This window comes from Paenirhizobium cremeum, from assembly GCF_047553425.1.
Classification (GTDB): domain Bacteria; phylum Pseudomonadota; class Alphaproteobacteria; order Rhizobiales; family Rhizobiaceae; genus Allorhizobium; species Allorhizobium cremeum.
In genome coordinates this window covers 3,195,001-3,219,648 of sequence record NZ_CP180217.1, presented here as the reverse complement: position 1 = coordinate 3,219,648, position 24,648 = coordinate 3,195,001, and the positions used below count along the sequence as shown (strand labels likewise).

20 protein-coding genes and 1 riboswitch are annotated in these 24,648 nt (G+C 61.3%); of the genes, 5 read left to right on the top strand and 15 right to left on the bottom strand.

The features are described from left to right. Positions 1–4: 4 nt before the first annotated feature. Entirely contained in the window at positions 5–1,795 is a 1,791-nt protein-coding gene (locus ACLBKR_RS15685) for an alpha/beta fold hydrolase (protein WP_113448686.1), read from the top strand. Here ACLBKR_RS15685 and ACLBKR_RS15680 read toward each other — a convergent pair. The 7 genes from ACLBKR_RS15680 to epmA all read right to left on the bottom strand — a co-directional run bounded on the left by ACLBKR_RS15680 (position 1,785) and on the right by epmA (position 9,915). After that, complete coding sequence (locus tag ACLBKR_RS15680; protein ID WP_113448696.1) at positions 1,785–4,244, bottom strand: glycoside hydrolase family 2 protein; 2,460 nt, start codon at positions 4,242–4,244, stop codon at positions 1,785–1,787. The two genes, ACLBKR_RS15685 and ACLBKR_RS15680, sit on opposite strands and share 11 nt — an antisense overlap. A gap of 58 nt (positions 4,245–4,302) precedes the next feature. Further along, positions 4,303–5,268, bottom strand: a complete 966-nt coding sequence (locus ACLBKR_RS15675; RefSeq protein WP_414899597.1) for a DUF1839 family protein — start codon at positions 5,266–5,268, stop codon at positions 4,303–4,305. A gap of 8 nt (positions 5,269–5,276) precedes the next feature. Further along, a complete protein-coding gene (locus ACLBKR_RS15670) occupies positions 5,277–6,185 on the bottom strand; it encodes an amino acid--[acyl-carrier-protein] ligase (RefSeq protein ID WP_113339309.1) in 909 nt (302 codons plus the stop codon). Between the two features lie 5 nt (positions 6,186–6,190). Next, on the bottom strand, positions 6,191–7,372 hold the full coding sequence (locus tag ACLBKR_RS15665; protein ID WP_113339308.1) for an acyl-CoA dehydrogenase family protein: 1,182 nt from the start codon (positions 7,370–7,372) through the stop codon (positions 6,191–6,193). Next, on the bottom strand, positions 7,372–7,623 hold the full coding sequence (locus ACLBKR_RS15660) for an acyl carrier protein (protein WP_113339307.1): 252 nt from the start codon (positions 7,621–7,623) through the stop codon (positions 7,372–7,374). The genes ACLBKR_RS15665 and ACLBKR_RS15660 overlap by 1 nt, the downstream gene beginning before the upstream one ends. Before the next feature lie 190 nt (positions 7,624–7,813). After that, entirely contained in the window at positions 7,814–8,854 is a 1,041-nt protein-coding gene (locus ACLBKR_RS15655) for a lysine-2,3-aminomutase-like protein (RefSeq protein WP_113339306.1), read from the bottom strand. Then, complete coding sequence (epmA, locus tag ACLBKR_RS15650) at positions 8,851–9,915, bottom strand: EF-P lysine aminoacylase EpmA (protein WP_113339305.1); 1,065 nt, start codon at positions 9,913–9,915, stop codon at positions 8,851–8,853. Before epmA ends, ACLBKR_RS15655 begins: the two co-directional genes overlap by 4 nt. 141 nt (positions 9,916–10,056) lie before the next feature. On the opposite strand from epmA, the gene efp reads away from it, so the two are divergent. After that, on the top strand, positions 10,057–10,626 hold the full coding sequence (gene efp / locus ACLBKR_RS15645) for an elongation factor P (RefSeq protein ID WP_112829556.1): 570 nt from the start codon (positions 10,057–10,059) through the stop codon (positions 10,624–10,626). A 120-nt stretch (positions 10,627–10,746) separates the two neighbouring features. On the opposite strand, the gene ACLBKR_RS15640 is transcribed toward efp, so the two are convergent. Together ACLBKR_RS15640 and ACLBKR_RS15635 are read right to left on the bottom strand one after the other, a co-directional pair. After that, entirely contained in the window at positions 10,747–12,231 is a 1,485-nt protein-coding gene (locus ACLBKR_RS15640; protein WP_112829585.1) for an NAD-dependent succinate-semialdehyde dehydrogenase, read from the bottom strand. Beyond that, positions 12,228–13,514 (bottom strand): 4-aminobutyrate--2-oxoglutarate transaminase, encoded by a 1,287-nt coding sequence (locus tag ACLBKR_RS15635; protein ID WP_112829557.1) that lies wholly within the window; start codon positions 13,512–13,514, stop codon positions 12,228–12,230. The genes ACLBKR_RS15640 and ACLBKR_RS15635 overlap by 4 nt, the downstream gene beginning before the upstream one ends. A gap of 156 nt (positions 13,515–13,670) precedes the next feature. Between ACLBKR_RS15635 and ACLBKR_RS15630 the strand changes: the two genes are divergently transcribed. Beyond that, a complete protein-coding gene (locus ACLBKR_RS15630) occupies positions 13,671–14,504 on the top strand; it encodes a cupin domain-containing protein (protein ID WP_113448687.1) in 834 nt (277 codons plus the stop codon). Positions 14,505–14,622: 118 nt separating this feature from the next. On the opposite strand, the gene ACLBKR_RS15625 is transcribed toward ACLBKR_RS15630, so the two are convergent. From ACLBKR_RS15625 to ACLBKR_RS15600, 6 genes are all read right to left on the bottom strand, one after another. Next, positions 14,623–16,029, bottom strand: coding sequence for an efflux transporter outer membrane subunit (locus tag ACLBKR_RS15625; protein WP_113442971.1), 1,407 nt, complete (start codon positions 16,027–16,029; stop codon positions 14,623–14,625). 132 nt (positions 16,030–16,161) lie between these two features. Continuing rightward, positions 16,162–19,275, bottom strand: a complete 3,114-nt coding sequence (locus tag ACLBKR_RS15620; protein ID WP_112829560.1) for an efflux RND transporter permease subunit — start codon at positions 19,273–19,275, stop codon at positions 16,162–16,164. Positions 19,276–19,319: 44 nt separating this feature from the next. Further along, entirely contained in the window at positions 19,320–20,534 is a 1,215-nt protein-coding gene (locus ACLBKR_RS15615) for an efflux RND transporter periplasmic adaptor subunit (RefSeq protein WP_112829586.1), read from the bottom strand. Between the two features lie 170 nt (positions 20,535–20,704). Beyond that, positions 20,705–21,346 (bottom strand): TetR/AcrR family transcriptional regulator, encoded by a 642-nt coding sequence (locus ACLBKR_RS15610; protein WP_112829587.1) that lies wholly within the window; start codon positions 21,344–21,346, stop codon positions 20,705–20,707. A 36-nt stretch (positions 21,347–21,382) separates the two neighbouring features. Continuing rightward, positions 21,383–22,333 (bottom strand): phosphoribosylaminoimidazolesuccinocarboxamide synthase, encoded by a 951-nt coding sequence (locus ACLBKR_RS15605; RefSeq protein WP_112829561.1) that lies wholly within the window; start codon positions 22,331–22,333, stop codon positions 21,383–21,385. Between the two features lie 144 nt (positions 22,334–22,477). Continuing rightward, a complete protein-coding gene (locus tag ACLBKR_RS15600; protein ID WP_414899589.1) occupies positions 22,478–23,161 on the bottom strand; it encodes an energy-coupling factor ABC transporter permease in 684 nt (227 codons plus the stop codon). A 50-nt stretch (positions 23,162–23,211) separates the two neighbouring features. Then, a riboswitch (cobalamin riboswitch) is annotated at positions 23,212–23,426 on the bottom strand. Positions 23,427–23,639: 213 nt separating this feature from the next. Between ACLBKR_RS15600 and ACLBKR_RS15595 the strand changes: the two genes are divergently transcribed. Next, positions 23,640–23,855, top strand: coding sequence for a hypothetical protein (locus ACLBKR_RS15595; protein WP_112829563.1), 216 nt, complete (start codon positions 23,640–23,642; stop codon positions 23,853–23,855). Between the two features lie 274 nt (positions 23,856–24,129). Then, positions 24,130–24,396, top strand: coding sequence for a hypothetical protein (locus tag ACLBKR_RS15590; protein WP_162708270.1), 267 nt, complete (start codon positions 24,130–24,132; stop codon positions 24,394–24,396). The last annotated feature ends 252 nt before the right edge of the window (positions 24,397–24,648 follow it).

Sequence of the window (24,648 nt, the reverse complement as noted above, 5' to 3'; positions counted from 1 at the left end):
CGCCATGAATGCCTTGTCGAAGATATCGTGTGAGAGTGTGGAACCGGTCCTGAAACCGGCTCTCTCCGCCGCTCGTCCCGTGACGTTTTCCGGCACGGTCGGCCTCTTCATGCCGCCCGCCGCGCCACGCCTCGATCTTGCGGTATTGTTCGTCAGTCCGTGGGGGCTGGAAGAGCTCTGCGTGCACAAGTTCTGGCGGATGCTCGGCGATGGGTTGTCGGCAAAGGGTATCGCCAGTTTCCGCTTCGACTATTCCGGAACCGGCGATGCGCTCGACATCGTCGATGGCGCTCCGTCGGGTCTTGCTCGTTGGGAAAACGACATCGTCGAAGCGGCGGCGCAATTGCGCGCCTTATCCGGCTGCGGCACGATCGCCGTGGTGAGCCAGGGGCTCGGTTCGATGCTTGCGCTACGGGTTCTGGAGCGGCTCGGCAGTACCGCCGGTATTGCCTGTCTTGCTCCGGTTGCTTCGGGCCGGACGCATTTGCGCGAATTGCAGATCTGGTCGCGTATGGTCGATGAAGGGCTTGGAGTTCCGGAAAAGGACCGTGTTCGCGATCGGACTGCGATCGGCGGGCTGTTTCTGCCGGAAGACATCGTCTCCGATCTCCGCAAGGCCGGGATGCCCGAGGTTGCCGTTCGAAAGGCGCTCGTCGCCCTTCGTCCTGATCGGCCGGGCGACAAGCAGTTCGCTGAAACTCTCCGTGGCGCCGGAGCCGATATCTGCGAGATCGACTATGTCGGTTACGACGCATTCGTTTCCAATCCCCTGATCTCGGTGGTGCCGGAAGGCGTTGGGGAAAGGCTGATTGCCTGGGTGTCCAGCCTGTGTGGTCCTTCGTTGAAGGATGACGCACATGCGGGGGCGATGATCGCCTCACCTGCCGAACTTGCCGGTCGGCATTTCCGGGAATTGCCGGTTACCTTCGGGGAGAATGGCAGACTGTACGGCGTCCTATGCCAGCCGCTCGGCAAGCGGAGGGGTGCGACGACGATCATCCTGGGAACGGCTTATGACAGACATGCCGGCTGGGGCCGGTCTGGTGTCGAGATGGCGCGGCAGCTCGCAAGCGAGGGGATTGCATCGCTGCGGTTCGATGCCGCCAATGTCGGCGACAGTCCGCCGGTGCCGGGTGGGCCGGGGCAGATCCTCTACCATCCCTCGCAGCTCGACGATGTCGAAGCCGCTCTTGATTTCCTCGAAAAGAGCGAGTTGCTGCCGGCTGTCATCTGCGGCCGTTGCAGCGGCAGCTATCTCGGGTTTCGCAGCGTGGTTGCCGATCCTCGACTCAAGGGAGCAGTGATCGCCAATCCCTATGCCTTTCAGTGGGACCCGGCTCTCGATGTCGATGTGGTGATCCACTCCGCTCCGCGCCAGCTTCACGAATATCGCAGCCGGATGCTGAAGCTCGAGACGTTCCGCCGTCTGCTAAGGAGGGAGGTCGACGTCCTGGGCGCTGCGACCAACATGGTGCGGGCCGTCCTTCGTCGGCTGAAGCGCTACCTGCTGCCGGTTCTCAACCGCTTTTCACACAGCGGCTCGCTGCATTCCCGGATCATCGGCGAATTCCAGATGCTTCTGGACCGAAATACCTCTATCGACCTGATCTACAGCGAAGACGATGTCGGTCTCGTACATCTTGCCGAACATTTTGGCGAAGGTGGACGGGGGCTTTCTCGCTATCCCAATGTGCGGATGACGATCCTGCCGGATGCGGATCACAATCTCACGCCGGTTGCCGCGCGCGAAGCCTATCTTCGCGCGGTACAGGACATGGCGGTTCTCAAAAACTGAAACGACGCTGCGAGCCGAGATGGGAGACGGTTCCCGCCGGCATGCTTTCCCCGGACGCACCCATCGGGCGAAGGCCGATGCGTCGCTTTGCGCCCGGCGCAAGATGGAACCAGTTCTCCTCCGCGTCGTGGGTCTCCGAGGAGATATGGACGGACTGGGCGAAGACACTGGCAGACAGTTCGAGCATCCAGCCACCCTCGGTTTCCTGCAGGGAGACCTCCAGTTCTGCCGGGTGAAGGGCTGTCGTGCGGCCCTGTGGGAAGTGAAAGGCTTCGGCGAGCATGACGCCCGTTTCGCCATCCAGAAGGCGGGCAACGGTCACGTCATGGGACGGTGGGCCGAAACGGAAGGCATAGGCGGTATCGAAGAAGGCACCGAACAGATCGGTGCAGGCAATCGTTTCGCCGCTGCGGGCTGCAAGCAGCGTCTCCCGCTTACCGCTGACGACCGGATGTGCGCCTTCCCGAAGGCAGGCGACTTCGACAACGACGTTTCTTGCCGCCGCGGTATCGTTCAGCAAGTGAACGTCAAGGCCGTTGGTGCCTTCATCGGTCAATACGATCTGCAGCGGGCGGAAGGCGCGCTTCAAGGCATGCCATACGGCCTTGGGTTTTCCGGTTGAATCGATGACACCCCAGCCGGCGCCGGGCTGTAGATCCTGGAGGGTCCAGACGAGGGCGCCGTTACAGGTCGATTTCGGCCTGCGCCATTCGGCATAGGTCTCGGTTACGACCTCGGCGACGGCCGCGCGGGAGAAATCGAGATAGCGCCCTGCATCCTCGCGGCGCAGGCGGGCGGGGTCCATGCCGTAGAGATCGCCGAGATAGTGATCGCGGACATCCTCGAAATCCCAGGATGCTCCGCGGTCGCGCGGCACGCGCGCCTTCCAGCGGGGGTCGTGAACGGGCGCGACCGGAAGATGCCGGTCGAGCGTTTCCTGTTCCGGCACGCTGGCGAAGGCGAGGCTCTCGGCGGCGAAGCGCACGCCGGCGCAACGGGCGTCTTCCAGCGGGCGGCAATAGGCGCCGACGCCGTAATAATGGGTGACCCCGGCGTTTGGCGAAAACGGCATGGCTCCGCCGGAAGGGGAGTTTTCGACATAGGGCGCATCGGGCCGGACATTGGAGACAATGCGGGGAAGAACCTCGGCGAAGAACGGTGTCTTCCAGATCCGTTCCGGCAGGCCCAGCATGGCGGCCTGCTGATAGACCTCGCTGCCGCCGCAGACGACGGCCAGCGATGGTGAGACCTGTGTTGCCGACAACAATTGCCGGATTTCCGTGTCGATCGAAGCGATGAAGGCCTCGTCCGCGACAGGATAGTCGAAATTCGCAAACATCAGGTCCTGCCAGACCATAATGCCGAGCCGGTCGCAGAGGCGGAAGAAATCGGGGCTCTCATAGCACATGGTGCCGCCGATGCGGATCATGTTCATGTTCGCTTCGGCCGCCTTTGCAAGCCATGGAGCGTAGTCTTCCGCCGCGCCGGGCAGACGAAGGATATCGGCATTGGTCCAGACGGCGCCACGGCAGAAGATGCGCGTACCGTTGACGAGAAGAGCGAAGTCCTCTCCGTCGGCTCCGCGATCGATCTCGATCCGTCTGAAACCGGTGAGGCCGAGCGAATGGCGCATGCCGTCGATGTCGAGGATGACGTCATGCAGCTTCGGTTCGCCGTGGGTGCGTGGCCACCAGGGGTGCACGTCGGGCAGGGAAAGCTCGGCCTGCCAGCGTCCTTCTGCGGTTCGTGCGAAAGCGACTTCCCGACTGTCGCAGCCGAGGCGAAGGTTCCCGGCGGTCTCCCGCAGAAAAAACGAAACCGAAAGCGTTCCTGTCCCGTCTTCAGCAAGGCTGCTGCGGATCGAGAGATCGTCAAGGCCAGCCTTCGCCCGTATCAGGCTGATCGAGCGGAATGGGCCGACTGGATGGACATCCGGACACCAGCCGGGCATGCGCCCGAGCGCCGTGGTCCGGACGAGCCGAAGCCCCTGATTGTCCATCAGGTTGGGACGCCAGCGGGCGCGGGGGCCACGTTTAGCGAGTTCGGCTTCCAGCGCGCGGAAGCATATGGCGATTTCGTCCCGACCTGTCAGGACGATTTCCAGGTCATGCGCCTGATGCATGCTTGTGGAGGAGAGCTTGAGCTCTCCGTTCAGATAGATATCGGCAATGGTCGCAAGGCCGCCGAACCGCAGGATGGCCGAGCCCGGCTCCTCGCCTTCCAGGGAGCGGAAATACCAGGCGTCCTTGTCATGGAGCGAGTGCGGCTTTTCGGGATCGAAGAGACCGGCGCCGGCAAGCGCGGAGGCGACGGTTCCGGGAACCGGTGCGGGAATGCGCGCCGCCGGACGATGCACGTCGCGTGCGGTGGCATAGCGGCCCGCCTCGGTGACGAGCATCGTCCAGCCGGTTTCGAGCGGCCGCTCGTCAGCGCCGAGATAGGTCATCATCATCTGTCAGCCCCCGCGAAATTGCAGCCGGTTCTTGTCCTTAGGCCGGATCGTGACGTCAGGAAAGCGTCTTGCCAAGTTCGCCCATCATTCTGTCCCAGGCTTCGGCAGCCGGGTCGAGGGCCGAAACAAGGGGGTCGAACTTCTTGCGCGTCACGGCGCGTGCAAGCTGGAACTGCACCGATTTCGCCACTTCCGAAATCTTCAACGCCTGCTCGACGACCGGGACGTAGCTTTCCTCGGAAAGCCAGGTGAGATGGCTTGCCAGAAGTTCGAAATTGGCGCCGAACTGGCGGAGCGTGTTGAAGGCGTATTTGTGGAAGTAGCCGAACGGACGCTCCGCGATCGCTTCGACCTGTGCCGGAAAGACGTCTGCAAAGGCTGCGATCGGGTTGGCACGGGGCCGGCGGTCATAGTGGCGGTGCAACAGTTTTGCGGCGACCGTGCGCTTGTGTTCGCGGGGAACCGGCTTTGCCGGAAACTTGGCGAATTCCGTATACGGCAGGAAGGGCAGGGCGCCGTCCGGGGCGTTCAAATGGAACAGGCCGTCGAAGTCCTCGCCGTCGACATGAAAGAAGCCGCCATTGTGGAAATAGTCCATGGCGCGGCCGGCCATGTCCAGCCGATTGATCGCGACCGTTGTCTTGCCGTGGTCCTGCCGGTAGCCGACGCCGCGGGTGTCGGGCATGTAGAAGCTGTCCATCTCGACGAGGCAGATGCGGCCGCGCCGGATCTGTTCCGCGACATGAGCCTCCACGCTGTCGAAGATCGCCAGTTCCGTGACGCGGATGCCATAGAGCTCCTCGAGGTCCTCCAGCGGTACCTTGAAAAAGGTGAACTGGTCGCCCTCGAAATCTTGGGTCAGGGTGAAGCCCAGCATGGCTTCGGGTGCGACGTGGTGGCTTGCCAGCACCTCGATCCAGAGGTCGACATAGCAGTTGGTTTCCGGCCACATCCGGTCGCTCGCATGCAGGGCATGGGCTACGTATGTGGCCGGCTCGATGCCGGGGAAGACTGCGTTCATCGGTCGGCTCAACCCCAGAGCGCTGCGCGGACCGATGCCGGCCATGCGTCGGTATCGAGGCCGTGGTGATGGAAGAGCGCAAGCGCGATGCGCTCGAGACCGAAGCCGACGCAGGCCGTGTGCGCGACGGTTCCGTCGGCGAGGTTGAGACCCCACTTCGTGCCGAAGGCATCCTGATGATAGTTGAAGCTCATGCAGGCCGTCGGCTTGGTGACCGAGGTGATCGGTATCAGCAATTCGAACTTCAGGTTCTGGTCACGCTGGTTGTTGGCGAGCATCTTGCCGGCGCGGCCGAAGAAGGGGTCGTTCGCCACGTCGATTTCGACCGGCAGACCGACTTCGGCCATCATCTTGACACCGCGGTCCATCCAGGTCTGGCGGAAATCGGTGACGTCGGCCTGCGTGCCCATGCGGACATATTCGCGCATGCGGAAGAGCTGCTGGCGGGCCGGATCGTTCGACGGCTCGTGGCGGAAGCAATAGGACTGGAGGTCGTAGAGGCCGCCGGCTTCCGGCAGGTTGCCGCGTTTGGCGACGGTCGGATAGAGCGGATAGCAGGCCGCCGGCGTCAGCACGATATCGGTCGCCTTCTGCTCGGCCGTCCAGTCGCTGCCTTCGTCCATGCATTTCAGAAGGCTGACGTGATCCAGTTCGCAGCCGCAGAAGCTGTGCACCGTGCCCGCAAGCTGCGGGAAGCTCTTCATGTAGCCGCTCTTTTCGAAATAGGCCCGGTTCATGCCGGGCGGAAAGCGGATCGCTTCCGCGTCGTCGGCAGCGCCATAGCGGTCGATGAGGCGTTCGAACGCCGCGATCACGCCTTCGAAGCGGCCGCTGCGGCCGTAAAGGCCGTCGACACCGGTTTCGATCAGGAGACCGCTTTCGAAGAGGCGGTCGAGAAAGCTTACCTGCATATCCATGGCTTTTACCCCAGCAATCCGGTTTCCTGCTTGTGAACGAGCAGCATGGTGGAGGTGTTGGCGAGAATGCGATCGTTCGAGATCATCAGTTCCGCCGAGTGGGCGTCGCGCAGGTGGCGACCGAGGCTGTAGGGCGTGCCGTTCTTGTAGCCCATGATGCCGCAGATACGCATGGCCTGGTTGATGACCGGCAGGATCATCTCCGAGGAGGCGATCTTGACGTTGTTCATCGCCACCGCGAAGCCCATCGACGACAGGCGGTCGGGGTCCCTGCGCGCGGCTTCGAAGGTTTCGAGGCCGGTTACGATGTTGGCGCGGATCACCTGCAACTGGCTCGACATCTCCGCGAGCTGCACGAGGCCGGGAGGCTGCGTGCCCGGTGCCTTGCGGGCGGCGGTACGGACGAAGTTTTGGGCGCGGGCGAAGGCATCGACGGCGATGCCGTACCATAGGGCGCTCCACAGAAGGTGGGCGTTCGCCAGCATCGACTGTGCCGCGATTTCAGCGAAAGGCAGCGGCAGGATCTGTTCGGCCGGTGCTTCCCCGCGGAAGATGAAGCCGTCCGAGCAGGTGCCGCGCATGCCGAGCGTATCCCAGGTCTGGGTGTGCTCAAGCGTGTACTGATCCCTGGTGAAGACGGTCATGACCTGGTCGGTGGACGCCGCATCCTTGTGGCTGCGGGAGGTAATCAGGATCGCGTCGGCATCCGCGCCGTAGGAAATGACGGTTGCGTCCTTCTCCAGGCGGCAGACGCCGTCCTCGACCTCGATGGCGCAGATGCTGTTGCGCATGTTGCCGCCGATGCCGGCTTCCGTGGTGGCGGAGCCGAGCAGGAGCTGTTCGGCGACGACGCGGTGCATGAAGGCGCGATGCCATTCGGCGTCCTTACCATGGGAGACGAGGCTCGACGTCTTGATCTGGTGCATGGCGAAGATCATCGCGCTCGATGCGCAGGATTGCGCCAGCAGGGTGCAGGCCTCGGCGATCTCGGCGTGGGAAATCCCCTCGCCACCGAATTCGACCGGGATCATGATGCCGAGCAGGCGTTCCGCCTTCATGGCATCGATTGCCTCGCGCGGAAAGCGTCCCGCCTTGTCGACGTCATCTGCGTAGGCGGCCGCCACGGCCGCAACGCGTGTCACCCTGCTTTTCAGGCTCTTGTCGATCGATCTTGCCGAGAGGTCCATTACGCGACCTTTCTGTCTTCCAGAATCGTCGAGAGAGTGGCCTCGATCGCGGCGATGCTGGCGAAGGATTTGCGGTTGAGCAGGTGGTCGGGGAATTCCAGATCGAAGGCCTCTTCAAGGCCAAGCATCAATTGCACGGAGGCGAAGGATGAAAGACCGGCCGCATAGAGATCGGCCTCATCGGAAATCGCTTCGACGGATATTGACAGTCCACCAACCTTGGCCAGCAGAGAACGAATGGTTTCGTTCATGTTTCTCCCCTTCCTTTACATGAATTTCAAAATTTCGGGGAATTTCTACTGCAGCAGGGCATAAGATTCCGCTAAGTCACGTAGTTAAACAAACGTGATTACCTCTCATCAATTTGAAGGAATTGTATGAAGGGGTCCGGAAAAGTCTTTCACAGGAGGAAACTTGCCGTGGCGGTTTTGCCCCCGTCGCTCAAGGATAGCGATGGGTTGTCCCATTTCGGTCCAGTATTTCGAAAACGCCTTCATCCGTTTCGTGGATGGCGCCTTCGCCGACCGCGACCTTGCCGTGACCGCCCGGCAGGTCGAGAATATAGGTCGGAATGCAGAGGCCCGAGACCCGGGCGCGAAGCTCGCGCATGATGGCCTGCCCCTCGGCGATCGGCAGTCGAAAGTGCCCTGTTCCGGGCGCCATGTCGGGATGATGCAGGTAATAGGGTTTGACCCGGGCCTCGACGAAAGCGCGCATCAGTTCCGCCAGAATTTCAGGATCGTCGTTGACGCCGCGAAGCAGCACGCTCTGGCTGACCATAACGATCCCCGCGTCGGCTAGCCGGCCGCAGGCCTCCCGTGCGGCCTTTGTCATCTCGCGCGGATGGTTGGCGTGGAGTGCCAGATAGACGGTCTTTTCGCCGGCCTTCAGCGCCTCGATCAGTTCGGCAGCGATGCTGTCAGGATTGACGACGGGCACGCGGCTGTGAATGCGGACGATCTTCACATGCGGCATCGAGGCGAGCTCGACCATGATGGTGCGGAGCCGGCGAGGCGACATCACCAGCGGGTCGCCGCCGGTCAGGATCACTTCCCAGATCTCGTCATGGCCGCGGATATAGTCGAGGGCTGCGGCAAGCTTCTCCGAGCTCAGGTTGCCGTCTCCCTGCGGTCCCACCATCTCGCGGCGGAAGCAGAAGCGACAGTAGACCGGGCAAACATGCACGGCCTTCAACAGCACCCGGTCGGGATAGCGGTGAACGATGCCTTCGACGGGCGTATGAGCGTGATCGCCGATCGGGTCGTCCCGTTCGCCTTCGGCTTCAATCAACTCGGCCGATGTCGGTACAAACTGGGCGGCAATCGGGTCTGCCGGGTCCGCCGGGTCGATCAGGTTGACGACCGTCGGCGTCAGCGCGACGGCATAGCGATCCGCGACCTGTCGGATGCCGGAAGCGTCGGAGGCCGGCAGCAGCCCGGAGGCGACGAGATCGTCGACGGTGCGCAGGGTGTTTGCGCTCAACGGGTGACCTCCGCGACCGGAGCCCACATGACCTGTTCGATCCTCAGTGCACCGGTCGCCAGCATCACAAGACGATCGAAGCCGAGCGCGACGCCGGAGGCTTCCGGCATGATCGCCAGCGCATCAAGGAAATCCTCGTCCAGCGGATAGGTCTCGCCGTAGATACGCTGCTTTTCCGCCATCTCGGCCTGGAAGCGGCGGCGCTGTTCGGTTGCATCCGTGAGCTCCCCGAATGCGTTGGCGAGTTCGACGCCGCAGGCATAGAGTTCGAAGCGTTCGGCAACGCGCGGGTCGCGGGCGGACGGACGTGCAAGGGCTGCTTCGGCAACCGGATATTCATCGAGAATGGTGGCACGGCCGAAACCGAGATGCGGCTCCACCTTTTCCACTATCACACGGCTGAAAAGGTCGGCCCATGTGTCGTCCTCGGCGATGCGAATGCCGGTTCGCTTCAACTCCGCGGCGAGGCGCTCGCGATCAGTCGCGCCGCCCGGCTCCACCGAGGAGAGGAGATCGATCCCCGCGTAGCGCTCGAAAGCACTGGCGACCGACAGTCTTTCCGGCTCGGCAAAGGGGTCGCATTCGCCGTTGCGGAAGACAAAACGGCTGGTCTTCGCAACGTCGGCTGCGAGCGCAAGGATTTCAGCACAATCCGTCATCAGCCGCTCATAGCTCTCACCGGCGCGGTACCATTCCAGCATGGTGAATTCGGGATGATGCAGCGGTCCGCGTTCGCGGTTGCGATAGACATGGGCGAAGCAGGCGATCCGCGGTTCGCCCGCTGCCAGCAGCTTCTTGCAGGTAAATTCGGGCGAGGTGTGCAGGTAAAGTGGTGCCGCCTCGCCGTCGTTGCCGATCGCCTCGGTCGCAAAGGCATGCAGATGCGCCTCGTTACCGGGAGAAACCTGCAGCGTGGCGGTGTCGACCTCGATGAAGTCGCGAGCGGCGAAATAGCCGCGCAACGCTGCCTGAATTGCGTTCCGCCCGAGAAGGAAGGGCCTGCGATCCGCATGGATCGAAGGCATCCACCAGGAAGGAGAGGCGGGGCTGCGAACGCTCATTCAGGCTTTCTCTGTCCTTGTTGCAACACGGGCTGGCTATTTCGCCGATTTTAGGTTAGTTGCGCCCAAGAAATTTGAAGACGTCATACGGACGGCGGGTCGTCCTTTACGACGGCTCACAGGCAGATACAAGGAATTCCCATGGTCAAGATCATCGCTTCTTCCGTCCGCAAGGGCAATGTCCTCGAGGTCGACGGCAAGCTCTACGTCGTGCTCACCGCCCAGAACTTCCATCCCGGCAAGGGCACGCCGGTCACCCAGGTCGACATGCGCCGCATCGTTGACGGCGTGAAGGTGTCCGAACGCTGGCGCACCACCGAGCAGGTCGAGCGCGCTTTCGTCGAAGACCTGAACTTCCAGTTCCTCTACGAGGACGGCGAGGGCTTCCATTTCATGAACCCGGAAAGCTATGACCAAGTCGTCGTCGACGTCGAGACCATGGGTGACCAGAAGGCCTATCTGCAGGAAGGCATGACCTGCGTCCTGTCGATCCATGAAGGCGTTCCGTTGGCCGTCGAACTGCCGCGCCACGTCACGCTCGAGATCGTCGAGACCGAGCCGGTCGTCAAGGGCCAGACCGCATCGTCCTCCTACAAGCCGGCCATGCTTTCGAACGGCATCCGCACCCTGGTGCCGCCGCATATCGACGCTGGCACCCGCGTCGTTATCGCGACCGAAGACAACTCCTACGTTGAGCGCGCGAAGAACTGATCTTCCGCTCGATCCGGATATCGAAAAGCCCGGTGCCGATGGTGCCGGGCTTTTGTTATGGGGAATACAAAGATCCCCGGTCAAAGCCGGGGATCTTCGTTTCAGGATAGGTACTGCAGCTTATTCGATGCCGCCGAGGCACATGTACTTGATCTCGGTATAGTCATCGATCCCGTATTTGGAGCCTTCGCGACCGAGGCCGGACTGCTTGATGCCGCCGAAGGGTGCCGTTTCGGTGGAGATCAGGCCGGTATTGATGCCGACCATGCCGTATTCCAGCGCTTCCGCCACACGGAAGATCTTCGCCACATCCTTCGAGTAGAAGTAGGAGGCGAGGCCGAATTCGGTGTTGTTGGCCATCTCGATGACTTCTTCTTCGGTTTCGAACTTGAAGAGCGGGGCGACGGGACCGAAGGTCTCTTCGGTGGAGACGCGCATGTCGGGCGTCACGCCGGTCAGGATGGTCGGTTCGAAGAACAGGCCGCCTTGGGGAGCCGGTTTGCCGCCGAGTTCGACCTTGGCGCCCTTGGAAACGGCGTCGGCGACGTGTTCCTCGACCTTCTTCAGGGCGTTCTTGTCGATCAGCGGGCCGGTGGTGACGCCTTCGGCAAAGCCGTCGCCGACCTTCATCTTGCCGACGCGTTCCGCAAGCTTCTTCGCAAAGGCGTCGTAGACGTTGGCCTGAACGTAGAGGCGGTTGGCGCAGACGCAGGTCTGGCCGGCATTGCGGTACTTGGAGATCATCGCGCCTTCGACAGCGGCATCGAGATCGGCGTCGTCGAAGACGATGAACGGGGCGTTGCCGCCGAGTTCCAAGCCGAGCTTGAGGATCTGGTCCGCACCCTGGCGCATCAGGATCTTGCCGACATTGGTCGAGCCGGTGAAGGTGAGCTTGCGCACCTTGTCGTTTGCGCAAAGCTCCTGGCCGACCATGGCTGCGTCCGTCGACGTCAGTACGGAGAACACGCCGGCCGGCACGCCTGCGCGCTCGGCAAGGATGGCCATGGCGAGAGCAGAAAGCGGCGTCTGGGCAGCCGGCTTCGAGACCATGGCGCAACCGACCGCAATCGCCGGCGCCATCTTGCGGGCGAGCATGGCGTTCGGGAAGTTCCACGGCGTGATCGCACCGACGACGCCGACCGGCTGCTTGATGACGATGATCCGCTTGTCGGCCTGGTGGCCCGGGATCGTGTCGCCATAGACGCGCTTGGCTTCTTCGCCGAACCATTCGACATAGGATGCGCCGTAGAGGATTTCTCCGCGGGCTTCCGGCCACGGCTTGCCCATTTCCATGGTCAGGATGGTGGCAAGGTCATCGGCATTGGCGACCATCAGATCGAAGAGCTTGCGAAGGACCGCAGCACGTTCCTTGCCCGTCTTCTTCGCCCATGCCTTCTGCGCGACATAGGCGGCGTCGATGGCGCGGGCGACTTCCACCTTGCCGAGATCCGGCAAGGTGGCGATCACATCGCCTGTCGAGGGATTGGTCACTTCGAAGGTCTTGCCGCTCTCGCTTGCCGACACCCATTCGGTGCCGACGAGCGTCTTGTCGGTGGCGAGCGACGCGTCCTTCAGCTTCGAGGTGAGAAGGGTGGATATGGTCATGCCTTGGCCTTTGCTGCGCATTCGCGGAGGGAGGTTTCGATGATATCGAGGGCTTCGTTGAAGACGTCGTCCTGGATGGTGATCGGCGACAGGAAGCGGATGACGTTACCATAGACGCCGCAGGTGAGCAGAACCAGACCCTTTTCCAGCGCCTTCAGGCGAACGGCGTTGGTGAAATCCGCATCCGGCTTGACGGAGCCCGGCTGGCCGAATTCGACGGCAACCATGAAGCCCGGTCCACGGATGTCGGAGATCTGCGGAATGTCTGCGCGCAGCGCCTGGAGGCGCTGCTTTAGGCGGCTGCCGAGCTGGTTGGCGCGGTCGCACAGCTTTTCTTCCTCGATGACGTCGAGAACGGCATGGGCGGCAGCGATCGCCAGGGGGTTTCCGGCGTAGGTGCCGCCGAGGCCGCCGGGGCCGGGAACGTCCATCAGTTCGGCGCGACCGGTGACGGCCGAAAGCGGGAAGCCGCCGGCAAGGCTCTTTGCCATCGTTACGAGGTCCGGCGACACATCATGGTGTTCCATGGCGAAGAGCTTGCCGGTACGGGCGAAACCGGTCTGCACTTCATCGGCGATCAACAGCATGCCGTGTTCGTCGCAGATCTGGCGGACGGCCTTCATCAGCGCGCGCGGCACTTCATAGAAACCGCCTTCGCCCTGGATCGGTTCCAGGATGATCGCTGCCACCCGCTTGGGGTCGACATCGGCTTTGAACAGCTTATCTAGAACGTCGAGCGACTCCTCGACGCTGATGCCATGCATCTCGATCGGGAAGGGAACGTGGAAGACGTCGCCCATCATCTGGCCAAAACCGACCTTGTAGGGAACGACCTTGCCGGTCAGGGTCATGCCCATGAAGGTGCGTCCGTGAAAGGCGCCGGTGAAGGCGATGACGGCATTGCGGCCGGTGGCGGCGCGGGCGATCTTGACGGCGTTTTCGACGGCTTCGGCACCCGTGGTGGTGAAGATCGTCTTCTTGGGTCCGGAAACCGGAACGAGCTTGTTCAGGCGTTCGGCCAGCGCGACATAGTTCTCATAGGGCATGACCTGATGGCAGGTGTGGGTGAAGGCGTCGAGCTGCTTTTTCACCGCCTCGATGACCTTGGGATGGCGATGGCCGGTGTTGAGAACGGCGATGCCGCCAGCGAAGTCGATGTAGCGATTGCCTTCGACGTCCCAGATCTCCGCATTCTCTGCCTTGGCAGCATAGATCTGCGTCGTCATGCCGACGCCACGGGAAATGGCCGCGTCCTTGCGAGCTGCGATTTCGGAGTTTTTCATTCTCGGATTCCCTTTGGTAAGCGGTTGACCTTCGACGTCGGATTCCTAGCGATGGCGAGGTTTGCATATTTCCTACATTTTTTCTGTAGACTTGCAATATGGTTTGTCGCATTTATCACGCATGGCAATGACAATGCGCTGACAGGGCCGGTCTCCATGGATGACATCCGTTTCAAGATTGCCGAAGCCGCCAGGATGGCGGGCGTTTCCCCCTCGACGCTCAGGCTTTGGGAAACCCAGGAACTGATCCAGCCGATCCGCACGCCTTCGGGCCAGCGGCTCTACGATCTCGCGGTTGTCGAACGGCTGAAGACCATCGCCTGGCTCCGGAGCGAGAAGGGGCTCAATCCCGCGGCCATCCGCGAGAACCTTCGCGATGGGCCTGCCCCGACAGCCGAAAGCGACCCGGCCGAGGTTGTGGAGGACGAGGGAGCGGAGACCGCGGAAATCGCTGTCGGCCAGAAAGTACGGCGGCTGCGGCGTGATGCCGGAAAGACGCTGGAAGCGGTCGCGCAGGCTACGGGAGTGTCCGTCTCGCAGCTTTCCACGTTCGAGCGAACCTCGCACGGCCTGTCGTTCACCGCCTTGCACGCGGTGGCGAGCCTGCTCGGGACGACGATTGCAAATCTCAGCGGCCAGGAACAGCGGGAGGGCGGCGAATCTCTCATCCGGGATGGCCGGTGGCCGCGATGGCCGACGACATCGTCCGGGGTGACGATCCAAGTCTTGGCCGAAGGGCGCAACCAGATGGAATGCAACCGGTTCCAGCTCGCTCCGGGCGCTTCAAGCGAGGGAGCCTACCAGCACGAGGGTGAGGAGTTTATCTATGTGCTTTCCGGCCGTCTCGAGATTATCCTGGACGGCGACCGGTTCTTCGAACTCAACGCCGGCGACAGCTTCTATTTCGAAAGCCGCAGGCCGCATTCCTGGCACAACACGTCGGACGGCGAGACGGTGCTCATCTGGATCAATACGCCCGCAACCTTCTGAGAAACACCGAGTTCTGGCCGGCCCTGGCCTCGAGCAAGCCTTTATTGTCCCGAGAAACGAAAAACCCGGCGGAACTGACGGGACCGCCGGGTTTTGAATTGTCAGGAGGCCGCTATCCTCAGTTGGTCGCTGCCTTCTTGGTCTCGAAGGCATAGCCGCCACCAATGGCGACATTGAGCGTAACGTAGTCCGCTGCCATCTGCTGGACCGCCTGTGCGAGGCTGGCTTGCGCGCTCGATACCGAACGCTGGGCATCGAGCACGTCGAGCAGCGACGAAGCGCCATCACGATAGCTTGCGGTCGAAAGCTGCAGGGCTTCCTCGTAGGAGCGAACCGTTGCGGCCAGGGCCGAAACCGTCTGGCTGTCGCGGTTCACGGCGGCCAGCGCGTTTTCGACTTCCTCTACGGCATTCAGCACGGTGGACTTCCAGGCGAGGTAGGACTCACGAGCCGAGGATTCGGCGATGTCGACATTGGCCTTCAGGCGGCCGCCATCCAGGATCGGCAGAGACAGGCTCGGACCGAAGGACCAGGAGGTGAAGGAACCCTTCAGCGGCTTGGTCGAGATGTAGGACGGGGTGATAGAGCCGCCCAAAGTGATCGTCGGATAAAGCTGGGCCTCGGCGACGCCGATTTCGGCGACGGCTGCGGCGAGGTCACGCTCTGCCTTGCGGATGTCCGGGCGGTTGCGGATCAGGTCGGCCGGGACGCCGGCATTGACGCTGCGCCTCGCGACCGGCTGTGGGGCACCCTTCTGCAGTTCGGAAACGAGTGCAGAAGCGGGTTTGCCGAGCAGCGTCGCGATGTGATGGGCCGACTGGCGGAAATTGGTTTCCAGACCGGGCAGGTCGGCCAGCGTGGAGTTGACCAGACCTTCCGACTGCACCACGTCGAGACGCGAGGCCGCGCCGGCTTCGAGCTGCAGCTTGGTGAGTTCCAGGGTTTCGCGCCGCGATGCCAGGTTCTTCTTGGCGATGGCGATGCGCTCCTGATAGTAGCGGGCGTTGATGTAGGAGGTCGTCAGATCCGACAGGTAGGAGAGCCTGGCGACGTCGGCGCTTGCATAGGCGCTGTCGAGCGAAGCCTTGGCTCCTTCCTTCGCGCGCTTGTACTGGCCGAAGAGATCGAGCAGCCAGGATACGCTGAGGCCGCCGCTGGTGGTCGAGCGCGTGTCCTGGGAGCTGAAGCTGCCATCGGCGCCGCTCACGGTTTCGTCGGCGCTGGCGTCCAGGCTGGGCAGAGCGCCGGCGCCGGCCACCGTCACATTCGCTTCCGCGGAGGTGATGCGTTCCATTGCCTGAAGAATGTCAAGATTCTGGTTCAGACCTTCTTCGACATAGGCATTGAGCCGTTTGTCGTTGAAGGCCGTCCACCAGGGGGCCATGGCCACATCGCCGGTGCTCTTGGAGCCACCTTCGCCGAATTTTGCCGGCAGGGGCATTTCCGGGGCCTTGTGATCCGGACCGGTGACGCAACCCGACAGCAGAAGCAGTGCAAGGGGGGCGGCTACGCGAATGGATACCATCATACTATCCTAGTGTTTGCTCGGTTGCGTCGCGCGGCAGGCGCGTCGTCATTTTCGTCGGTTGCCGCGCCTATCGTTCAATGAGGAATCAATTATGGTAAATATCTGTTTAACGTAACGATAACCATATCGTCATGACAGTGTTTCTTTCGGTTTTGCACGGGTTGTGAGTTTCCGGACGACCACGAAGAACGACGGCACGAAGAAGATGCCGAGGCCCGTTGCGGCCAGCATGCCGCCAAGGACGCCAATGCCGATCGAGTTCTGGGCAGCAGAACCCGCGCCAGTGGCGATGGCAAGAGGCACCACGCCGAGAATGAAGGCCAGCGAGGTCATGATAATCGGGCGCAGACGCAGGCGGGCTGCCTCGAGCGTCGCGTCGATCAGGCTGGTGCCGCCCACCATGCGATCCTTGGCGAATTCCACGATAAGGATCGCGTTTTTCGCGGCGAGACCGATCGTCGTCAGCAGGCCGACCTTGAAGTAGACGTCATTTGCCTGGCCAAAATAATAGGCCGCGGCGAGAGCGCCGAGAACACCGACCGGCACGGCCATGATAACCGAGAACGGGATGGACCAGCTTTCATAGAGTGCTGCAAGGCAGAGGAACACGATCAGAACCGACAGCGCATAAAGGGCAGGCGCCTGCGAGCCGGACAGGCGTTCCTGATAGGAAATGCCCTGCCAGGCGACCGTATAACCGCCTCCCAGGCTGGTCGTCAGCCGCTCCATCTCATCCATTGCGTCGCCGGAGCTGACACCTGCTCCGCCCGAACCTTCCAGCGAGATGGCGCTCGTGCCGTTGAAGCGTGCAAGCGTCGGCGCGCCGCCAACCCATTCGACCTGGCTGAAGGCGGAGAAGGGGACCATCTCGCCGTCCGTATTGCGCGCATACCAGTGCGTCAGGTCGTCGGGCTGCATGCGATAGGGCGCGTCGCCCTGAACGTAGACAGGCTTCAGTTCGCTGTTGAGCGTGAAATCGTTGACGTCCCGGCCGGCAAAGATCGTCGACAGCATCGAATTGACGGTCGCAAGGTCGAGACCCATGGCGCCCATCTTTTCCTGGTCGAGCAGGATCTTGAGCTGGCTTTCGGCGTCGGGACTGTTGGAACGCAGAGAACTGATCTTCGCATTGGTGGTTCCGAGGCCGATAAGCTTCTTGGAGGCTTCCGTCAGTGCGTCCGTTCCCGTGTTGCCGCTATCCACGATATACATCGAGAAGCCGCTGGAATTGCCGAGGCCCGGAATGGCCGGAGGCTGCAGCGGGAATACCTGGGCGTCCCGAATGGTGAAGAAGTAGCCCATGGCGCGCCGGACGATGGCGGATGCGGCCAGATCGGGTGCCTTGCGTTCGTCGAAGTCCTTCAGCTTGGCGAAAACCATGGCGTAGTTCTGGCCCTGGCCGACGAAGCTGAAGCCGGCGACGGCGAAGACGTCCTTGACCGCATCCTTTTCCTTGTCGAGATAATAGTTCTCGATTTTCTTGATGACTTCCTCGGTGCGGGCCTGCGTCGCGCCGTTCGGAAGCTGCACGATCGTCATGAGAACGCCCTGATCTTCCTGCGGGAGGAAGGAACTCGGCAGGCGCGCGAAAATCCATGCGCAGCCGCCGATGACGATCGCGAACATCACCATGACACGCAGCGGACGCTTCAAAAGGTAACCGATCGTCGAGACGTAGCCGTTGGTGGTGCGGTCGAAGTTTCTGTTGAACCAGGCTGCCGGGCCGCGCTTTTCCTTGGTGTGGTCCATCGGCTTCAGCATGGTGGCGCAGAGCGCCGGCGTCAGGACCACGGCGACAACGGCGGACAACAGCATCGCCGAGACAATGGTCACGGAAAACTGGCGATAGATAATGCCGGTGGACCCGCCGAAGAAGGCCATCGGAATGAACACGGCAGTGAGCACGAGCGCGATACCGATGATGGCGCCCGTGATCTCGCCCATGGATTTTTCCGTCGCCTCCAGCGGCGACAGGTGCTCCTCGGACATAATGCGCTCGACGTTTTCGACGACCACGATGGCGTCGTCGACGAGCAGGCCGATCGCCAGCACCATGGCGAACATGGTGAGCGTATTGATCGAATAGCCTGTCAGCGCCAGGATTCCGAACGTGCCCAGAAGAACGACCGGAACGGCGATCATCGGAATGAAAGTCGCGCGCAGGTTCTGCAGGAAGATGAGCAACACGAAGAAGACGAGCACGATCGCTTCGATCAGCGTATGCACCACCTTCTCGATGGAGAGCTGTACGAAGGGCGTCGTGTCATACGGATAGGTGATGACCACGTTTTCCGGCAGCGACGGGGCGACCGCGGCCAGCGCCGTCTTGACGCGGGCCGCCGTATCGAGCGCGTTGGCGCCGGTGGCAAGGTTGACGGCGAAGCCGGTTGCAGGATTGCGGTTCGAACGGGTGTTGGTCGAATAGCTTTCCTGGCCGATCTCGATGCGGGCGACGTCGCTCAGGCGGACGGTTGCGCCGTCGGTCTCGACCTTCAGAATGATCGATTCGAAGTCGGAAACGGTCTGGAGCTGGCTCTGTGCGGTTACCGTTACGTTCAGCTGCTGTCCGGGCGCAACCGGCTGCGCACCGATCGAGCCGACGGATACCTGCGTATTCTGGGCCTCGATGGCGGTGGTGACGTCGTTTGGCGTCAGCTGGAACTTGTTCAGCTTGAAGGGATCGAGCCAGACGCGCATGGCGTAGCCCGTACCGAAGACCTGAATGCTGCCGACACCTTCGAGACGCTTGATCTGGTCTTCGATCTGGGTGGAGAAGATGTCGCCGAGTTCGACGGGGCTGCGCTTTGCGTCGGTGGAGACGAGCGCGCCGACAAGAAGGATGCTCGACGTCGAGCGTGTCACCTCGATGCCGGCGGTCTGCACGACGTCAGGGAGCTGCGACTGCACCAGCTGCAGCTTGTTCTGCACCTGCACCTGGGCGATGTCCGGCTCGATGCTGTTGCCGAAGGTCAGCGTCACGGTCGCCCGTCCGGTACTGGAGGACGAGGTCATATAGGTGAGGTCGTCGAGGCCGGTCATACCGTCCTCGATGATGGTGGTGACCGATTTTTCGACCGTCTCGGCGCTCGCACCGTTATACGTCGCAGAGATGCGAACGGTCGTCGGCGCGATTTCCGGATACTGTGAAATCGACAGGGTCGAGATCGCCAGAGCGCCGCCCAGCATGATCACGATGGCGATCACCCAGGCGAAGATCGGTCGATGTATGAAGAACTTGGCCATTGGTTATCCCTTCGCGCCTGGTTGCTGCCCGAAAAGCCGCGCGATCACGGCTTTGCAGCCGGGGCTGCTTCCGGCGCCTTGGGTGCTTCGACAACGAAGCCGTTTTCATCTACTGTCGCTTCCACCGGCGCGACGGTTGCGCCGTCGCCGATCCACTGGAAACCATCGACGATCAGCTTGTCGCCGTCGGCGATGCCATCGGCCACCAGCCAGTTGTTGCCGGAAACGCTGCTCTGCTCGAATACGCGCGTCTCAACGACATTCTGGGCGTTGACGAATTTGGCGGTGAGCTCGCCGCGGGCGTTGCGGGTCGCTGCACGCTGGGGAATGAGGTATCCGTTTTCCTTGCCGACGGTGACGCTTGCACGCACGTACATGCCGGGCAGGATGAGGTTATCCGGGTTGTCGAAAACGGCGCGGATCGAGAAGGTTCCGGTCGTCTCGCTGACCGCCATTTCCGACATGTCGAGCTTGCCGATAATCGGATACTGGGTGCCGTCCTCCATGGTCAGGCGGATATCGGCGATCTGGCCGCCGGGCTGGTTGACCCGACCGGCGGAGATGGCTTCGCGCAGACGCAGAAGATTGGCGCTCGATTCCGTCAGCTCGATATAGATCGGGTCGAGGCGGCGCAATGTCGCGAGCTTGTCGGACTGGTTGGCCGTGACCACGTTACCGATCGAGAATGCCGATGCGCTGGTCACGCCTTCGAAGGGCGCCTTGACATCGGTGAGGGCCAGATTGATCTCGGCGGCATTCAGGGCAGCCTTTGCCTGGGCGACATCCGCCTGGGCCTGCAGCAGGGTCACCTTGGCGTTTTCATATTCGATCTGGGTGGCGCCGCTGTTGACCAGCCGTTCGTAGCGGGCGAGGTTGGACTGAGCGGTCGGGACACTTGCCTCGGCCTTGGCAAGGCTTGCCTGCGCCTGGGCCACTTCCGCGCGATAGGTATCGTCTTCGATCTTATAGAGAAGATCGCCCTGCTTGACCTCGCTGCCTTCCTTGAAGGCGATCTGCTTGATGACGCCGCTGACGCGCGGGCGGATATCCGCCGTCTGGAATGCGTCGGCGCGACCCGGCAGCAGGCTGGTCAGCGGATGCTCGGCCTTCTTCATGACGACGACGCTGACGGGCGAAGGCGGGCGCTGGGCGCCTTCCGCTCCGGCTGCATTCTGCCCCGATGTGCCGGAATCACTGCAACCGGCGATGACGGCGGTGAGCAACATGATTGCCGAGGTCAGCTGAATGCGTCGTTTCATGGTCTTTTCCAGGTCGAAATTGAGACGGTCCATGACGCATCGCTATAGCACCTCTGCGCAACGGTGAAATTAACTCTCGTTAATTTTTATTGTTGGCGCCGTGTGTGACGAAATAGTCACGGGACTCGCCGCCGGGAGACGGCATGCGAAGTGACGTATGTTAAAGTTCGTCACTTATCAAGTGCGGTTTGCAGTGCAGCATTGATCAGGCGGACAACTTCTTCGCAACGTGTTGCCAATATGTCGGGCTTCTCGTTGGCGATCATGATGGGATGAAGCACGCAGGCGAGGGCGTAGAATGCCGCTTCGGCGGCCCGAGCGCTATCCTGCGGCGCAAATTCGCCCTTCCGGCAGCCATCGACAATAATCGTTTCAAGGGCCGCGCGCACGATGTCGCGATAGCGGTGGCCGCATCGCAGATCGTCCTTCGCGGTCAGCAGGATCATTTCGAAAATATAGGGGTTTTCCTCGAGGTCGCGCCGATGGCTGGCCATCAGATGGCGCGCCAGCGCCAATAGTCTCTCGCATGCCGGGTGATTGTCGTCGAGAGATGCGAGACCCTTGTATTTCGTCTCCATATGGCGTGCGGCGATTGCGTCGACCAGGCTGGCCTTGGAGTGGAAATGCTTGAAGACGTTTGCCGGCGACATGCCGAGCGCATGCGCGATGTCGACGATTGCCGCATTGGCGTAACCGCGGGTGCGGAAAAGCTCCTCCGCCGTGTTGAGGATATCCTCTCGGGTCTGGCCGGCCGGCCGACGCATGCGGCGGGGTTGCCGCTCCTTGGCCGCCGGCGGCGCCGAACCTGTCATCTTTTGGTGTGCCTTGTATGCTTCGGACACGCGTTCTCACTTCCGCGGAAAATAGGCCGCCAGATTTTCCTTGACGCGGTCACGCGGTGTTTCACCATGATCGTCCGGAATGAAATCCTGGCCGGTGATCGCTTCATAAGCCTTTATGTAGACCTTTGATGTCTGTTCGACCAGTTCCTGCGGGATCGCCGGAATGTCATCCTTATAGGGATCGCAACGTTCGGCGACCCAGGCACGGATGAAATCCTTGTCGAAGCTCTCCGGCCTTTTGCCGCTCTCGAAGCTTGCCGGATAGCTGGCCGCGATCCAGTAGCGGCTGCTGTCGGGCGTGTGGATTTCGTCGGCAAGCAGGATGTTGCCTTCGGCATCCGTGCCGAATTCATATTTCGTATCGACCAGGATGAGACCGCGTTCCGCTGCAAGCTTCTGACCGCGGGCAAAAAGGGCAAGGGCATAGCCTGATACTTCATCCCACTGCTGACGGGTCAGCAGTCCCTCGGAGACGATCTGCTCTGGCGTCAGCGGCTCGTCATGGCCGCCGTCGAACGCCTTGCTCGTCGGCGTTATGATCGGGTGCGGCAGAACCTGATTGTCGCGCATCCCATCCGGCAGGGTCACGCCATACATGGTCCGCTGGCCCTTCTTGTAGAGCGTCAGGATGGAGGTGCCGGTGGTGCCGGCCAGATAACCGCGTACGACGATTTCCACCGGCAGAATGTCCAGGCGCTTGCCGATCACGACATTCGGATCGGGGTAATCGAGGACATGGTTGGGGCAGATGTCCTTCGTCTGCTCGAACCAGTATCGCGCCGTCTGGGTCAGCACCTGCCCCTTATAGGGAATGCAGGTCAGGATGCGATCGAAGGCGCTCAACCGGTCGGTGGAGATAATGATGCGCCGTCCGTCCGGGAGGTCATAGTTCTCGCGCACCTTGCCGCGATAGTAGTTTGGAAGTTCAGGAAAATGGGCTTCCGAAAGAATGCGCAAGGCTTTCCCCTTTTCGCGATTGGTCACTCGGTTGCGGCACGGGCTCAAGCGGGGCCGATATCTGCCGCCTAGCGCACGGCGTCGGAATTTTCAAAGAAAAAGCGCATGGCAGGGCCATGCGCTTCAACAGTCATCGGTGAAACCTCACACAGCGGCGTGGTGCAGACGGTTGTAAAAGAACGTAGTCTTCGTCAGGGGCGCGAGGGACTTGGCGATCGCCAGAACCGCGAGGTCGGCCAGAGGCTCGAGGATGATGACCGTCATGTAGGCGCCGCCGAACGCAGCGACATTCTGCAGGTTTTCCGCACTGAGCCCCTGACCATAGAAGGCCCAGAAGGCGACCCATGTAACGATGCCGGCCTGGTAGGCTGTCGATAGCGACAAGGCCTGCAGATAGGTGACATCGACATAGGCCTTGCGCGACGGCACCACCCGCTTGGCCAACTCACTCAAGGCCCATAGCGGAACAATCAGTGTCGTGACGTTCATGCCGTATTGCGGGAGATCGAAGGGGGCGAAGAAAAAGCCCTGGATCAGGAGGCCTAAAGCCAGTCCGATCGATGCGGCGCCTGCGCCGAACATCAGATAGAGCGTCGAGCCGAGGATCAGGTGCACCTCGGAAACGCCGACGGGATAGTGAGGCAAAATCTCAAAAAAGCTGAAGACCAGGGCGGTGGCGATCAGGCTTCGACCGGCCAGGGCGCCAAAGCCAGCATCGCGGAGGATGGTGTCACGCGCCATCTTGGCAACAAGGCCGAATGACGCGGCCGCTGTGGCATAGCTCAAGACAATCTTTGCGCCGTCGACGACGCCGGGTTCAATATGCATATTCGTTTCCTTTCTCCCGCGCCCACCGCGCGGCTGGAGTGAAGTGCCGTTGTTTCGGCGAAAATGATGGCAGGTCTCCTGGCTCGCGGGTCAAGGCTCGGTCCGCCTTATCGGTCTTGCGACCAATGGCCTTCAGGACGTCGCTCTCCGCTCACAGTTGCGGGGGCAGCCGCGGTTTCGGCCCCTGATGGGTAGTCCTCACCGCATTCCCTCTTCGTCCACCCTTACTGTCGGATCGGGTGGAACCATCATCTCCACATTCATAGGGTAATCCCGCGGAGCATGTCCAGAAGCGTCACGCGGAGGGCGCCTATCAAATGGTCGGATGCGCGATGGCGATCATCGAACGCATCTGGTTGTGTCGCCATGGGCCTCAGGCTTGGCAAATGGCAATTTGACGCATTGCCGCCAGCGACGCGGGCCACTACTGAAATGATAAAAATCAAGCCTGCGGGCGTTGCCGGGAAAGGAAAATTCGATGATTGCGAAGATGATCTATCATGTGCCGGTTTTCGGCTGGATGCTGAAGGAGGCGATCTACGGCCCCACAACGGCGAAGGTCCTGTTCATCGTCAACCTGCTGCTTCTCTGGTTGCTGGCGATCCTTGCCTTCGGTTATCCGGCAATCATCATCCCGGCACTGGCGGCCGTTCCGGCGATGTTCGTCATCCTCATCATGATTACCAACGGCTAGGAAGCGAGCCGGGAGAGGGGCCCCGGAAGCCCCTTCTCCATATATAGGCCGACCGATCGGGAATATCGGCCGGCACTGGCCCTTCCGAGGGGCGAGCGCTCATAGTCCGCCATCGGACAACACCGATGGCGCTTTCTAAGGACGTCGCCGCCAATGTTCGAGTTCGCATTGTGCGGCGATCCCTCTTTCTTTCATTCCACCCTGCTTCGCGGCGCTGTTCTCCGTGTTCTGTTTCGTCGAAATGGACGTCTTCAGACGGGCTTGAAATCCAGGATTGCATTTCCTGGCCGGCAATCGTCCGGCTCGCCCGCAGGGAAAACCGGCTATCGTGGCGTGTAAGAGGCCGACGATAGAATGGATTAGTTTTTTCTGTTGTTTTTCAGCGCCTTACAGAAAACGACAGTTTTTTGACAAAACCCTGTTGACTGGCCAAAAAAGCGGTTCTATAAGCCGCCTCACCGAACGAGAGGGCGGCGGCGCTGCTGGCGACGAAGTTCTTCGTTCTAAAGAAATCATTGAAATTGGCTGGAATGCTGATTGATTGCCTGGTCTTATTGGTTAGGCGGAATGGTTTTTTGACGGCTTAGTTGGCGTCTGATTTTTGACAATTGAAGATGGAAGAAAGAGAAACGTGGACGGCGGTCTTGCGTGATCTGGGAAGGAATTTCCGGATTTAGAAGACAAGATGACGGTCACGTTTTGATATGAGAACACCCTGTTTTTTGCTTTAGGGCGAAAGACGGAAGTGAGTTCTCGTCGATTCAGAACATAGTGATTAGTCTAGATTGAATTC